This is a genomic window from Agromyces sp. NPDC058110 (genome assembly GCF_042884735.1).
Classification (GTDB): Bacteria; Actinomycetota; Actinomycetes; order Actinomycetales; family Microbacteriaceae; genus Agromyces.
In genome coordinates this window covers 253,962-266,906 of sequence record NZ_JBHVTI010000006.1, presented here as the reverse complement: position 1 = coordinate 266,906, position 12,945 = coordinate 253,962, and the positions used below count along the sequence as shown (strand labels likewise).

Sequence of the window (12,945 nt, the reverse complement as noted above, 5' to 3'; positions counted from 1 at the left end):
CCCGGCGCCGCTCCCCCGCCGCCGGCCGCGCACCGCGGTCGGCGCATATGCGCGTTCCGGCATCAATGCCCCTCGTGGTCGGGCACGACGAGCGTGTGCTCGTCGATCTCGACCTCGACGCCCTCGAAGCAGTCCCGCACATTGGCGAGGGTGAGCGCGTCCTGCACCGGCCCGAAGGCCGTCTGCCGCTTGTTCAGCAGCAGCACCGAGTCGCAGACCTGCTGCGCGAGGTCGAGGTCGTGCGTCGACACGAGCACCGCGACGCCCGACTGCTTGAGTCGGCGCACGGTGTCGACGAGCGCGTCGCGATTCGGCTGGTCGAGGCCGTTGAACGGCTCGTCGAGCAGCAGCAGGCGCGGATCGGCGGCCAGCGCCCGTGCGAGCAGGCCCCGCTGGCGCTGCCCGCCCGACAGCGAGCCGAACCGCTTGCCGGCCTGCTCGGTGAGCCCCACGGTGTCGAGCGCGGTGCGCACGGCGTCGCGATCGGCGCGACCCGGCCAGCGGAGCAGCCCCAGTCGGCGGTACCTGCCCTGCATCACGACCTGCTCGAGGCTGATCGGGAAGTCGACGTCGAACTCCATGGTCTGCGGCAGGAACCCGACCATGCCGTGATCGGCATGCGTCGCGTCGCCATCGGCGAGCTCACCGCCGAGCCTCATGCGCCCGCCGGTGAGCGGCACCAGGCCGAGCACTCCGCGGAGCAGCGTCGACTTGCCGGCGCCGTTCGGCCCGATGAGCGCGACGGCCTCGCCGGGGGAGACCGTGAAGTCGAGCTCGCTGACGCCGTCGCCTCCCGGATGGGTGAACGCGGCATCCTCGAGTGTCAGCACCACGCCCGAGTTCATGGAGTCATCATCGCAGCGACGCCGGGAGCGCGGAATGCTCCACGCCCCACGACTCGACGATCAGTCGCGTGTTGTGGATCTGCGAGCCGACGTAGGTGGCTCCCTCGGTTCCGGCTTCGCCCAGCGAGTCGCCGTAGAGCGCATCGGGCCCCGAGTAGACCGTCACGCCGGCCTCCTTCGCGATCGCCTCCGCCGCCTTCGGCGACAGCGACGCCTCGGAGAACACGGCCTTCGTGCCGGTCGCCTCGATCGCGGCGACGAGCTCGTCGATGTCGGCGGCGCTCGGCTCGGCGTTGTCGTCGAAGCTCGGGATGACGCTGCCGATGAAGTCGATGTCGTACGCGTCGACGTAGTAGGTGAACGCGTCGTGGTTCGTCACGAGCAGGCGCGAGCCCTCGGCCACCTGGTCGACGCTCTGCTCGATCCAGTGATCGAGGTCGTCGAGCTGCCCGAGGTAGGCGGTGCGGTTCGCCTCGAGCGCGGCGCCGTCGATGCCCTCCAGCCCGGCGAGTCCGTCGGCGATGTTCTCGACCATCGTGCCGGCGAGCTCGGGGTCGGTCCAGATATGGGGGTTCCCGGCACCGTGGTCGTGACCGTGGTCGTCGTCGGCCTCCTCGCCCTCGTGGTCGTCGGCGTGGTCGGCGGCGTCGGCGGCTTGGTCATGGTCGTGGTCGTCGTGCTCGTCGGTGCCGAAGAGCTCGATGCCGGTGCTCGCGTCGATGAGCACGCCGTCGAACCCGGACGCCTGCAGGGCGTCGTCGAGCCACGACTCGAGGCCCGCGCCGTTCATGACGACGGCGTCGGCGTTGCCGAGGGCGAGCAGCTGCGCGGCCGACGGGTCGAAGCTGTGCGCGCTCTGGCCGGGGGAGAGCAGCTGCGTGAGCCCGACCTCGTCGCCGGCGAGCTCGTGCACGAAGTCGCCGACCTGGGTCGTGGTGGCCACGATCTGCGGCCCGGACGTGGTGCCCGGCGCCGCGGAGCCGGACGACGTCGCGCACCCGGTCAGGGCCAGCGCGGCGACCCCGAACGTCGCGAGGGCGGCGAGGGCGGGCAGCGGTCGCCGGGAGCGGCGTCGGGAGTTCGTCATGCCTCCGAATCTACGTTTATTGATAATGATTGTCAAAACCATGTACGACATTGCACCTTCGTGAAATGTGGGTCACTGCCCCTCGCACTTGTCGGTCGCCCGTGCGAGCATGAAGCACGTGGATACGACGACCCCCTCACTCGCGTTGCATCCGTTCACCGTCGATGACGCAGAGCGGCTCCTCTCCGGCGAAGTCGACCCCCGCGACGGCTGGGAGGGCGGGTACTCGTTCACCGAGGAGCCCGAGCTCCTGCGCGAGTTCGTCGCAGCCGTGCGCGCGTCGGGCGACCCGGCGCCCTTCGGCCCGTACCTCGTGCACCTCCTCGACGGCGATGCCGCGGGTGCCGCAGTCGGCGGCGTGAACCTGTTCGGGCCGCTCTCCGACGACGGCGTCATCGAGTTCGCGTTCGCCCTCGTTCCCGCCGCGCGCGGTCGAGGCCTGGCCGTGAGCGTGGTGCGCGAGGCGATCGCGCTCGCCCGCGCGAACGGCGCGCGCACGGTGCGCGCCGAGGCCGAGATCTCGAACCTCCCGGCCCGTCGGGTGCTCGAGCACGTCGGCATGGCGGAGCACATCCGCACCGACGACTCGATCACCTACGAGATCCGCTTCTAGCGGGCCGCGTCCGGCGCAGCCGCGCGCACGCTACTCGAGCAGCAGCGCCGGCTCCTCGATGATCGAGGCGACGTCGGCGACGAATCGCGAGACGACGTCGCCGTCGACGACCCGGTGGTCGAACGACCCGCCGATGGTGGTGACGAATCGCGGACGCACCTCGCCGTCGACGACCCACGGCTTCTGCTTGATCGTGCCGAGGGCGACGATGCCGACCTCGCCCGGGTTCAGGATGGGCGTGCCGGTGTCCATGCCGAAGACGCCGATGTTCGTGATCGTGATCGTGCCGCCCTGCATCTCGGCCGGCTGCGTCTTGCCCTCGCGGGCGGTGAGCGTCAGTTTCTCGAGCGCCGTCGCGAGCTCGACCATCGACATGTCCTGCGCGTTCTTCACGTTCGGCACGATGAGCCCTCGGGGGGTCGCCGCGGCGATGCCGAGGTTGACGTAGTGCTTGACGATGATCTCGTCATCGGTCCACTGGGCGTTGACGGTCGGGTTGCGGCGCACGGCCCACAGCATGGCCTTCGCCATGATGAGCAGCGGTGAGATGCGGATGCCGGCGTAGTCGGGCGAGGACTTCAGGCGCTTCAGGTACTCCATGGTGCGCGTCGCATCGACGTCGACGAAGACCGATACATGCGGCGCAGAGTATGCACTCTGCACCATTGCGCTCGCGATCGCCTTGCGAACGCCCTTGACCGGAATGCGGGTCTCGCGGTCGGACGGAGCCTCGGGCGTCTGGATGTTGCGGAACACGCTGGCCTGGCTCGCCTCGCGGATCACGTCGTCACGAGTGATGTCACCGATCGGCCCGGTCGGCGCGACCCGCGAGAGGTCGACGCCCAGGTCTTTCGCGAGCTTGCGGATCGGCGGCTTCGCGATCACCGGCACCCCGGAATCGGGGCGTGCGGGCGCGACCGGAGCGGCACTGTCGGGCGCGGGCGTCTGCACCGGGGGAACCGGGGGAGCCGGCGGCGCCGGCGCGAGGTGCTCGTGCGCCCCGCCGGGGGATGGATGGCGTTGACGGCGGCGGGTGCTCGACGGACCCGACGATCCGTGGCCGACGAGCACGGCTCCGCCGCCCTCCGAAGGGGCGGGCGCGTGCGAGGCCACGGTGGAGGCGGGAGCCGGCGCGGCCTGGGCGGCAACCTGCGTAACCGATTCAGCCGGTGTCGCGGCCGCGGCGGGCTCGACCGACGGGGGAGCGGTCGAGGCCGGCGCGCCGCCGGCATCCGTCGTCTGCACCACGAGGATCGGCGTGCCCACGTCGACCGTCGCTCCTTCGGCGACCAGCAGCTCGGTGACGACGCCCTCGAAGGCGCTCGGCAGCTCGACGAGCGACTTCGCGGTCTCGATCTCGACGAAGACCTGGTCGAGCGCGATGGAATCGCCGGGCGCGACGCGCCATTGCACGATCTCGGCTTCGGTGAGTCCCTCCCCGACATCGGGCAACGGGAATCGGATCTCAGTCATCTCTCCACCCTCGCAGTCGATCTATGCCGTCAAGGTCATATCGAATCGGTGTGCGCCGTCAGTACGCGAGTGCGCGATCGACGGCCTCGAGCACCCGGTCGGGGCTCGGCAGGTACTCGGTCTCGAGCGCGGCCGGCGGGAACGGCGTGTCGAAGCTCGAGACGCGCAGCACGGGCGCCTCGAGCGAGTAGAACGCGCGCTCGGCGACGGTCGCGGCGATCTCGGAGCCGACGCTCACCGAACCGTACGCCTCTTGGGCGACCACGAGCCGGCCGGTGCGGTTGACCGACTCGAGCAGCGGCCCGTAATCGATGGGGGAGAGCGAGCGGAGGTCGACGACCTCGAGGCTCGTGCCCTCTCCGGCCGCGATGTCGGCCGCCTGCAGCAGCGTCGAGATCATCGCGCCGTGCCCGACGACCGTGACGTCGGTGCCCGATCGGATGACCCGGCTCGAGTGCAGCGGAACGCCCGAGCGGTCGAGGTCGACGGGACCCTTCGGCCAGTAGCGGCTCTTGGGCTCGAAGAACAGCACGGGGTCGTTCGAGGCGATGGCCTCCTGGATCATCCAGTAGGCGTCGTGCGGGCTCGACGGGCTGACGACGCGCAGGCCTGGCGTGTGCGCGAAGTACGCCTCGGGGCTCTCCTGATGGTGCTCGATCGAGCCGATGTGCCCGCCGTACGGCACGCGGATCACGATCGGCATGGGCATGCGGCCCTCGTGGCGCAGGTTCATGCGCGCGAGCTGCGTGGTGATCTGGTCGAACGCCGGGAAGATGAACCCGTCGAACTGGATCTCGATCACGGGCCGGTAGCCGCGCATCGCGAGGCCGATCGCGGTGCCGACGATGCCCGACTCCGCGAGCGGGGTGTCGAGCACCCGGTGGTCGCCGAACTCGGCCTGCAGCCCCTCGGTGACACGGAACACGCCGCCGAGCGGGCCGATGTCCTCGCCCATGAGCAGCACCTTGTCGTCGGCCCGGAGCGCCTCGCGGAGGCCGGCGGTGATGGCCTTGGCCATCGAGAGCGTCTGCACGCCCTTCACGGCGGGCTCCGCCTGGGCTCCGGATGCCGCGGGCTCGCCGTCGACGGGCCCCGGCACGTTCGACTCGGTCGCCGTGGCGGGCTCGACCGCCCCGGCCTGCAGCTGCTCCTCGATGTCGGTGCTCATGCTGCGCCTCCCTCGAATCCGGTCTCGTACGCCTGGAGCCAGGCCGACTGCTCGGCCATGAGCGGGTGCGCCTCGCTGTACACGTGCTCGAAGATCGTCTCGCGCGTCGGGGCCGTGAGCTCGAGGGCGCGCCTGCGGACGTCGCTCGCGACATCCGCCGCCTCTTCGTCGACGGAGTCGAAGAAGGCCGCCGAGGCGCCGCGGGACTCGAGCCAGGCCCGGTACCGGGTGATCGGGTCGCGCTCGGCCCAGTACGCGACCTCGTCGTCGGTGCGGTACTTGGTCGGGTCGTCGGCCGTGGTGTGCGCGCCCATGCGGTACGTCAGCGCCTCGATGAACGTCGGGCCCTGGCCGGCGCGCGCCTCCTCGAGCGCGACGCGCGTCGCGGCGTAGCTCACGAGCACGTCGTTGCCGTCGATGCGCAGGCTCGGCATGCCGAAGCCGCCGCCGCGGAGCGAGAGCGGGGTGCGGGACTGGCGCGACACCGGCACCGAGATCGCCCACTGGTTGTTCTGCACGAAGAAGACCTGCGGCGCCTGGTAGCTCGCGGCGAACACGAGCGCCTCGTTGGCGTCGCCCTGCGAGGTCGAGCCGTCGCCGTAGTACACGAGCACTGCGGCATCGGTCTCGGGGTCGCCCGTGCCGCATGCACCGTCGAACCGGATTCCCATCGCGTAGCCCGTGGCGTGCAGCGTCTGCGACGCGAGCACGAGCGTGTAGAGGTGGAAGTTGCCGTTGTCGGCGGGGTCCCAGCCGCCGAGCGTCGCGCCGCGGAGCAGGCCGAGGATGCGCACGGGGTCGAGCCCGCGGATGCGGCCGACGATGTGCTCGCGGTACGACGGGAAGATGTGGTCCTGCGGCCGGGAGGCTCGCGCGGAGCCCACCTGCGCGGCCTCCTGGCCGTGGCTCGGCACCCAGAGCGCCAACTGGCCCTGCCGCTGGAGGTTCGCGCCCGTGACGTCGATGCGGCGCGAGATCACCATGTCGCGGTGGAACTGCTCGAGCTCGGCGTCGCCGAGCGCCTCGATCAGCGGGAGGTAGGCCTCGGCCTCGGGGGAGGGCCGGAGCGCTCCCTCGGGGGTCAGCAGTTGCACCGTCGGCGCGGTGAATTCTCGTTCCTGGGCGACCACGGTTTTCACGCTACCCGCTACTCGGGGCGCCCTTCTTGTGAAGCCGGCACAAGCTCTTCGAGGATCCCGAGGAGGATATCGACAGACTGGTGCTCGCCGATCGACACCCGGATGCCCTCGGGCGGGAAGGCCCGCACCACGACTCCGGCGTCGAACAGGCGCTCCGCGACGGCGGCCGTGGCCGCGCCGGTCGGCAGCCAGACGAAGTTGCCCTGCGCCTCGGGCACCGCCCAGCCCTGCGCGACGAGTCCGTCTCGCAGACGACCGCGGCGCTCGACGAGATCGTCGACCCTCGTCAGCAGTTCGGCCTCGGCGGCCGGTTCGAGCGAGGCGATGCCCGCAGCGCTGGCGGCCGCGGTGACCGCGAGCGGGATCGCCGTGGCGCGCGCGGCGTCGAGCACGGCGACCGGTCCGACGGCGTAGCCGACTCGCAGCCCCGCGAGGCCGTAGGCCTTCGAGAAGGTGCGCAGCACGACGAGGTTCGGGTGGCGCCCGATGAGTGTGCGGCCGTCGACGGATGCCTCGTCGCGCACGAACTCGACGTAGGCCTCGTCGAGCAGCACCAGCAGGTCGCTCGGCACCCTCGCCATGAACGCGTCGAACTCGGCCGCGGTGACCGCGACGCCCGTCGGGTTGTTCGGGGAGCACACGATCACGACGCGCGTGCGATCGGTGATCGCGTCGGCCATCGCATCGAGGTCGTGACCGTGGTCGGGGCGGTTCGGGATCTGCACGCTCATGGCGCCGGCGACCGTGACGAGCCCGGGGTACGCCTCGAACGATCGCCAGGAGTAGATCACCTCGTCGCCCGGCGACGCGGCGGCCAGGATGAACTGCGCGAGCAGCGCGACCGAGCCGCTGCCGACCAGCACCTCGTCGGCCGTGACCCCGAAACGCTCGGCGAGGCGTTCGCGCAGCGCGAGGGCGGTGGCATCGGGGTAGCGGTTGATCCGCGAGGCGGTCGCCGCGACGGCCTCGACCACGCCGGCCAGCGGGTCGAACGGGTTCTCATTGCTCGAGAGCTTGTGCCCGTCGGCGGGCGCAGGGCGGCCCTGCCGGTACGGAGGGAGGGCGGCGATCTCTGGACGGAGGCGGATGCCCGGCGCCGTCGACTCGGGAATGGTCACGGTTTCCACGCTACCTTCTCGCCCATGCCGCGTCGCGTCTGCGAGCATGGCCTCATGCGCTTCCTCATCAAGGTCATCGTCGTCGCATTCGCCCTCTGGCTCACGACCCTGCTCGTCGCCGGGGTCAACGTCGTGCCGTACGAGGACACCACGATCGGCACGGTGCTCACCTACCTGCTCGTCGCCGCGATCTTCGGACTCGTCAACGCGATCATCGGCACCTTCATCAGGGTCGTCGCGTTCCCGCTCTACGTGCTGACCCTCGGGCTCATCTCGTTCATCGTGAACGGGCTGCTGCTGCTGATCGTCGACTGGTTCAGCGACCTGATGGGCTTCGGCCTCGTGGTCGAGAGCTTCTGGTGGGGCGTGCTCGGCGCCCTCGTGCTCGGCCTCTTCAGCTGGCTCATCGGCCTCGTCGTGCGGCCGAGCCGGGACTGACCGCCTGATCGGGCCGGGCGCGCTCCGGCCCGATCCCGGCAGACAGCGGATGCAGGGTCCGGCCCGGGCCGGCCGGGCACGGTCTGCCGGGTTCAGCCCGCCGGGTCGCGCTCGGCCCGCCATCGGCTGCGTTCGCCGACCGTCCCGCCCGTGAATTCGGCGATGCCCGCGCGGAACGCGACGAGCCCCGGATCGTCGGAGTCGTCCATGATGGCGGTCGTGCGGCGGTACTCGACGAGTTGGTGTGCGGGCAGCCCGGCATCGCCCCCGGCGCCCGGATCGATCGCGCGACGCGCCACGACCTGCACGCCGGACGCGTGCCCCGAACCCCCGGTGGCCGGCACCAGGTCGTCTTCGTGCTCGACCGACACGAACGGACGCCCATCGGGGATCTGCGCCGTGGCGATCGGGCCGCCGAGGTTCACCCCGCCGACCACGTTCAGTTCGGGATCCGCGGCGAGCGCTGCGGCGATCACGCCCCCACCCGAGTGGCCCACGGCGAGGATCGGGTCGCCGGGCTCGGCTCCGGCCGCGACGAGGGCGTCGCGCACGGCGCGTTCGGCCGCACCAGAGTCGGCTCCGGCGACCCGCGCCGCATCGATCGGGGCGTCGTCGGCGATGCCGTGGATGTTCGAGGTCATGTCGAACGGCTCGGGCCCGGCCACGCCGCCGAACTCGACCGTGCCTCCGATGTAGACCATCCACCGCTGCTCACCGTCGACCGAGTACCGCTCGACGGTGATCTGGGCCTCGCCGTCGCTGCGCGGAACGCGTGCGGCCAGGTCTTCGAACCCGTCGGGCGGAGGCGTTGCCGCCGATGCCGACGGCGGTGCGACGGTCGTGTCGCGCTCTGGAACGGCAGCGCGCTCCCCGGCACCGGGGCGATCGGCTCCGGAGTGTTGGGCACCGAGGCGTTCGGCACCCCGGTGTTCGGCGTCGAGTCGCTCGACCCTCACCGGCCGGTCGACCAACGCCCGCCCGGTCGTCACGAGCCCCAGGACTCCGGCCGCGCCGAGCAGCAGCGACGCGCTCTCGGGTGCGTCGACCAGGCTCCCGACCCCCGCGAGGGCCGGCACGTGGCTCGCTGCGAGCAGGGCGTCGTCGGCGTGGTCGGCGAACGTTCGGACGAGCCGCACGAACGCCGGGTCGCCGAGCACGTCGCGGTGCTGCTCGAGCCAGCGCACGACCGCGTGGGCAGCCCCGTCGGCGACCCCGGACTCGGGGAGTGCACCGAACGCGCGGGCCACGGCGAGCCCGACGAGCGTCGGCAGCACGAGGGGGAGCATCGCGAGCACCGACCCGGCGAGCGCCTGCGGCGCCACGAACCCGAGCGCCCGTGCGCCGAGCTCGCCGCCGAGGTCCCACAGGGCGCTGACGAACCGCTCGGTCGAGCCATAGCGCTCGGCGCTCTGCTCGAGGCCCTGACGCACGCCGGAGATGCGGCACGCCGCCTCCTCGAGGCGCACGCCCACCGCACGCAGGTCGACCTCCGGCCACGGGAGCGGCCCGCTCGAGGAGGCCTCGGCGCACAGCGCCAGCGACCTCGCATGGAGGTCGTCGAACCGGGAGATCCACCCCGAGACGCGCGCCTCGGCCCGCACGAGGCGGTCGACGTCGGCGAGGAGGCTGTCGACCGCGACCGCCGTCGATCCCGCACCCGAGATCGTCAGGGTGTCGCTCACGACGCCGGCCGCATGGCCAGTGCGGCGGCGTGCTCGTCGACCCGAGCCTGCAGGAGGCTCGCGCACGACGAGACCGCGTCGGCGGCGTTCGCCAACGCGACGCCGGTCGACGTGAGCGTCTCGCGGAGGCCGACGAGCACCTCCGCGTACGCGGTGCCCGCGGGGGAGCACCACGCGACCGGCGCCTCGGGCAACCCGCTCCGCGCACCGATGCCGAGGTCTTCGGCGAGCTCGTGCAGCCCGTCGCCGAGGCTGCGCACGGCACCGACCTGGTCGGGCGTCGCCGCGGTGCCGCTCCAGAGCGCATGCAGCGCGTGGTCCCAGTCGTCGGAGGTGGTCATCGGGCCAGTCTCGCGACGCCGCACGGCGGACGGCCGCCCGCGGCATCCGTCGTCGGCACCGAGGATTGCGAAGGCGGCTGTGGAGGGCGACTCAGCCGAGCTCGGCCGTGATGCCCTCGAGCACGCCGACCGCTGCACGCGCGAGCGGGGTGCCGGCGTCGGTCGCGTCGACGACGGCGGTCGCGACGACGAGCGCCCATCCGCGGGCACGCTCCCAGGTCGCGGCATCGACGGCGACCAGTTCCTCGACCCGGCGCACGAACCGCTCGCGCCCCCGCGGTCCGAACGTGAGCCACGCCGTCGCGAGGTCGGTCGCCGGATCGCCCGACGTGAGGTCGCCGAAGTCGATCACGGCGGCGAGCGAGCCGTCGGCGTGCAGCAGGAGGTTGGCCGGGTGCAGGTCACCGTGCAGCCACACCGGCGGCCTATGCCAGACGGATGCCGCGAGCGCACGCTCCCACGCCCGCTCCACGCCGTCGGGGTCGGCCAGGCGACCGCCGGCCAGTCGCGCCCGCACCGAGGCGTCGCGCCTCGCGAGCGGCACCCCGCGGAACGCGTTCGCGGGGGCGTCGGCCGGAGCCGGCACGGCGAGCGCGGCGACGAACTCCGCGAGCGCCTCGGCCGCGGCATCCCTCGACGACTCCTCGAACGCGAGTGCCGACGCGCCTGAGAGCCACGGCACGATGCTCCAGGGCGCGTCGTAGCCGAACTCGGGTGCGGGCACGCCGACCCGGATCGGCGCAGGCACCGCGATCGGCAGTCGCCGGGCGAGGGTGGGCAGCCACTGCTGCTCGTGCAGCACGAGGCCGACCGCCTGGGTGCGCCGCGGCATCCGCACTGCGAGGTCGTCGCCGAGCCGGAACACGACGTTGTCCCAGCCGTTGGTCTCGCGCCGCACGGGCCCGACGAGATCGGGGTGCTGGTGGGCGACGAGCCGGCGCACGAGCTCCTCGTCGGGGTGCAGGTCGGCCTCGGGCGCATCGGCCATCGTCGCGCTCCCTCCGCCGCACTCGTGCGCTGGCCAGCGTACGCCCGAAGATTCTGCTGCGCCCGACGCGCATCGCGGCCATGATGGAGGGCATGACGCGTGCGGACGCCGCTGGGGGATTCGCGCAGCCGTTCCGAGTGTCCTTCGTCTGCACCGGCAACATCTGCCGCTCGCCGATGGCCGAGGCCGTGCTGCGCACGCTCGCCGATGACGCAGGGGTGTCGTCGCGCATCCGGATCGAGTCCGCCGCGACCGGCGACTGGCACGTGGGCGAGCAAGCCGACCGGCGCACGATCGAGGCCCTCGAGCGCGCGGGCTACGACGGCTCGAGGCATCGCGCGCGCCAGTTCGACCCCGGCGACTTCCCGAACCTCGACCTCGTGGTCGCGTTCGACCGCGGCCAGGCCCGCATCCTGCGCAACTGGGCGCACGACGACGTCGACCAGCAGAAGGTGCGACTGCTGCTCGAGTTCGACGCCGAGCTCGCCGCGTTGCAGGACGTGCCCGACCCCTACTACTCGGACGGAGCGGCCTTCGATCGAGTTCTTGGGATGATAGAGCAGGCGACGCAGGCGCTCTTCCGCCAACTCGCTCCCGCTCTCAGACAAGGAATCCGATGACCACGCTTCCTCCCCAGCCGCTCAGCCCCCTCGACGGACGGTACCGCGCCGCCGTCGGAACCCTCGGCGAACACCTCTCCGAAGCCGGCCTGAACCGCGCGCGGGTGCACGTCGAGGTCGAATGGCTCATCGCGCAGACCGACCGCGGATTCTTCGGCACCTCGCCGCTCTCCGACGACCAGAAGGCGGCGCTCCGCCGGGTCGTGACCGACTTCGGCCAGCCCGACATCGACGAGCTCGCTTCGCTCGAGGCCACCACGCGCCACGACGTCAAGGCCGTCGAGTACTACGTGCGCCGCCGCCTCAGCGACCTGAACCTCGACCACCTCGCCGAGCTGACCCATTTCGCCTGCACCAGCGAGGACATCAACAACCTCTCGTACGCCGTGACCGTGCGCGACGCGGTGCAGCAGGTCTGGCTGCCGAAGTACCGCGCCGTCATCGCGACGATCGCCGAGCTCGCCGTCAAGCACCGCGACGACGCCATGCTCTCGCGCACGCACGGCCAGCCCGCGACGCCGTCGACCATGGGCAAGGAGCTCGCGGTCTTCGTGCACCGCCTCGAGCGCATCGCGAAGCAGGTCGAGGCGACCGAGTACCTCGGCAAGTTCTCGGGCGCGACGGGCACGTTCTCGGCGCATGTCGTCGCGGCTCCGGATGTCGCGTGGCCCGAGGTCTCGCGCGACTTCGTCGAGTCGCTCGGCCTCACGTGGAACCCGCTCACCACCCAGATCGAGTCGCACGACTGGCAGGCCGAGCTCTACGGCCGCGTCTCGCACGCGAACCGCGTGCTGCACAACCTCGCGACCGACATCTGGACCTACATCTCGCTCGGCATCTTCCGCCAGACGCCCGTCGCCGGCGCGACCGGCTCGTCGACCATGCCGCACAAGGTCAACCCGATCCGCTTCGAGAACGCCGAGGCGAACCTCGAGCTCTCGAGCGCCCTGCTCGACTCGCTCGCCGCGACGCTCGTGACCTCGCGGCTGCAGCGCGACCTGACCGACTCCAGCGCGCAGCGCAACATCGGCGTCGGCTTCGGCCACTCGATGCTCGCGCTCGACAACATCCAGCGCGGCCTCGGCGAGATCGACCTCGACCTCGACGTGCTCGCGGCCGACCTCGACGGCAACTGGGAGGTGCTCGGCGAGGCGATCCAGACGGTGATCCGCGCCGAAGTGGCCGCCGGCCGCTCGAGCATCGCCGACCCCTACGCCCTCCTCAAGGAGCTTACGCGGGGCAAGCGCATCGGCCAGGCCGACCTCGTCGAGTTCGTGAGCGCGCTCGAGATCGGCGACGACGCGAAGCAGCGCCTACTGGCGCTCACGCCGGGCACGTACACCGGCATCGCGTCGGAGCTCGTCGACCGCATCTGACGATCCCGGGCGCGTGTCCGGTGCGCCGGGCGCGCGCCCCAATGCGGGGTCGGTGCG

13 protein-coding genes are annotated in these 12,945 nt (G+C 71.8%); 4 read left to right on the top strand and 9 right to left on the bottom strand.

Annotation, left to right across the window (positions count from 1 at the left end):
- Window positions 1-62: 62 nt before the first annotated feature.
- Together ACFVS8_RS16290 and ACFVS8_RS16285 are read right to left on the bottom strand one after the other, a co-directional pair.
- Window positions 63-845, bottom strand: a complete 783-nt coding sequence (locus tag ACFVS8_RS16290) for a metal ABC transporter ATP-binding protein (protein WP_387064505.1) — start codon at window positions 843-845, stop codon at window positions 63-65.
- A gap of 7 nt (window positions 846-852) precedes the next feature.
- Window positions 853-1,932 (bottom strand): metal ABC transporter substrate-binding protein, encoded by a 1,080-nt coding sequence (locus ACFVS8_RS16285; RefSeq protein ID WP_387064502.1) that lies wholly within the window; start codon window positions 1,930-1,932, stop codon window positions 853-855.
- Between the two features lie 118 nt (window positions 1,933-2,050).
- On the opposite strand from ACFVS8_RS16285, the gene ACFVS8_RS16280 reads away from it, so the two are divergent.
- The gene (locus ACFVS8_RS16280) at window positions 2,051-2,545 is read left to right on the top strand and encodes a GNAT family N-acetyltransferase (RefSeq protein WP_387064499.1); all 495 of its coding nucleotides are present in this window, start codon (window positions 2,051-2,053) and stop codon (window positions 2,543-2,545) included.
- A 30-nt stretch (window positions 2,546-2,575) separates the two neighbouring features.
- Here the strand turns inward: ACFVS8_RS16280 and ACFVS8_RS16275 are convergent, their stop codons facing one another.
- From ACFVS8_RS16275 to ACFVS8_RS16260, 4 genes are all read right to left on the bottom strand, one after another.
- Window positions 2,576-4,018 carry a dihydrolipoamide acetyltransferase family protein gene (locus ACFVS8_RS16275; RefSeq protein ID WP_387064496.1) on the bottom strand — a complete coding sequence of 481 codons (1,443 nt, stop codon included), beginning with the start codon at window positions 4,016-4,018 and terminating at the stop codon, window positions 2,576-2,578.
- A gap of 58 nt (window positions 4,019-4,076) precedes the next feature.
- Window positions 4,077-5,036, bottom strand: coding sequence for an alpha-ketoacid dehydrogenase subunit beta (locus ACFVS8_RS16270; protein ID WP_387064894.1), 960 nt, complete (start codon window positions 5,034-5,036; stop codon window positions 4,077-4,079).
- 146 nt (window positions 5,037-5,182) lie between these two features.
- The gene (locus ACFVS8_RS16265; protein ID WP_387064493.1) at window positions 5,183-6,316 is read right to left on the bottom strand and encodes a thiamine pyrophosphate-dependent dehydrogenase E1 component subunit alpha; all 1,134 of its coding nucleotides are present in this window, start codon (window positions 6,314-6,316) and stop codon (window positions 5,183-5,185) included.
- 17 nt (window positions 6,317-6,333) lie between these two features.
- Window positions 6,334-7,437 carry a histidinol-phosphate transaminase gene (locus tag ACFVS8_RS16260; protein WP_387064891.1) on the bottom strand — a complete coding sequence of 368 codons (1,104 nt, stop codon included), beginning with the start codon at window positions 7,435-7,437 and terminating at the stop codon, window positions 6,334-6,336.
- A gap of 60 nt (window positions 7,438-7,497) precedes the next feature.
- Here ACFVS8_RS16260 and ACFVS8_RS16255 point away from each other — a divergent pair, with 60 nt between their 5' ends.
- Complete coding sequence (locus tag ACFVS8_RS16255; protein WP_387064490.1) at window positions 7,498-7,881, top strand: phage holin family protein; 384 nt, start codon at window positions 7,498-7,500, stop codon at window positions 7,879-7,881.
- 92 nt (window positions 7,882-7,973) lie between these two features.
- Here the strand turns inward: ACFVS8_RS16255 and ACFVS8_RS16250 are convergent, their stop codons facing one another.
- The 3 genes from ACFVS8_RS16250 to ACFVS8_RS16240 all read right to left on the bottom strand — a co-directional run bounded on the left by ACFVS8_RS16250 (window position 7,974) and on the right by ACFVS8_RS16240 (window position 10,892).
- Complete coding sequence (locus ACFVS8_RS16250) at window positions 7,974-9,563, bottom strand: hypothetical protein (protein ID WP_387064487.1); 1,590 nt, start codon at window positions 9,561-9,563, stop codon at window positions 7,974-7,976.
- A complete protein-coding gene (locus ACFVS8_RS16245) occupies window positions 9,560-9,904 on the bottom strand; it encodes a hypothetical protein (protein ID WP_387064484.1) in 345 nt (114 codons plus the stop codon). The genes ACFVS8_RS16250 and ACFVS8_RS16245 overlap by 4 nt, the downstream gene beginning before the upstream one ends.
- Before the next feature lie 91 nt (window positions 9,905-9,995).
- The gene (locus ACFVS8_RS16240) at window positions 9,996-10,892 is read right to left on the bottom strand and encodes an aminoglycoside phosphotransferase family protein (RefSeq protein ID WP_387064482.1); all 897 of its coding nucleotides are present in this window, start codon (window positions 10,890-10,892) and stop codon (window positions 9,996-9,998) included.
- A gap of 92 nt (window positions 10,893-10,984) precedes the next feature.
- Here ACFVS8_RS16240 and ACFVS8_RS16235 point away from each other — a divergent pair, with 92 nt between their 5' ends.
- Both ACFVS8_RS16235 and purB read left to right on the top strand, forming a co-directional pair.
- A complete protein-coding gene (locus tag ACFVS8_RS16235; protein ID WP_387064479.1) occupies window positions 10,985-11,512 on the top strand; it encodes a low molecular weight protein-tyrosine-phosphatase in 528 nt (175 codons plus the stop codon).
- Window positions 11,509-12,888, top strand: a complete 1,380-nt coding sequence (purB, locus tag ACFVS8_RS16230; protein ID WP_387064477.1) for an adenylosuccinate lyase — start codon at window positions 11,509-11,511, stop codon at window positions 12,886-12,888. The genes ACFVS8_RS16235 and purB overlap by 4 nt, the downstream gene beginning before the upstream one ends.
- The last annotated feature ends 57 nt before the right edge of the window (window positions 12,889-12,945 follow it).

Excerpts from the sequence above, each read along its gene's own strand:
- ACFVS8_RS16290 (WP_387064505.1), bottom strand. The coding sequence starts at position 845 with ATGAACTCGGGCGTGGTGCTGACACTCGAGGATGCCGCGTTCACCCAT.
- ACFVS8_RS16285 (WP_387064502.1), bottom strand. The coding sequence starts at position 1,932 with ATGACGAACTCCCGACGCCGCTCCCGGCGACCGCTGCCCGCCCTCGCC.
- ACFVS8_RS16275 (WP_387064496.1), bottom strand. The coding sequence starts at position 4,018 with ATGACTGAGATCCGATTCCCGTTGCCCGATGTCGGGGAGGGACTCACC.
- ACFVS8_RS16270 (WP_387064894.1), bottom strand. The coding sequence starts at position 5,036 with ATGGCCAAGGCCATCACCGCCGGCCTCCGCGAGGCGCTCCGGGCCGAC.
- ACFVS8_RS16255 (WP_387064490.1), top strand. The coding sequence starts at position 7,498 with ATGCGCTTCCTCATCAAGGTCATCGTCGTCGCATTCGCCCTCTGGCTC.
- ACFVS8_RS16245 (WP_387064484.1), bottom strand. The coding sequence starts at position 9,904 with ATGACCACCTCCGACGACTGGGACCACGCGCTGCATGCGCTCTGGAGC.
- ACFVS8_RS16240 (WP_387064482.1), bottom strand. The coding sequence starts at position 10,892 with ATGGCCGATGCGCCCGAGGCCGACCTGCACCCCGACGAGGAGCTCGTG.
- ACFVS8_RS16235 (WP_387064479.1), top strand. The coding sequence starts at position 10,985 with ATGACGCGTGCGGACGCCGCTGGGGGATTCGCGCAGCCGTTCCGAGTG.
- purB (WP_387064477.1), top strand. The coding sequence starts at position 11,509 with ATGACCACGCTTCCTCCCCAGCCGCTCAGCCCCCTCGACGGACGGTAC.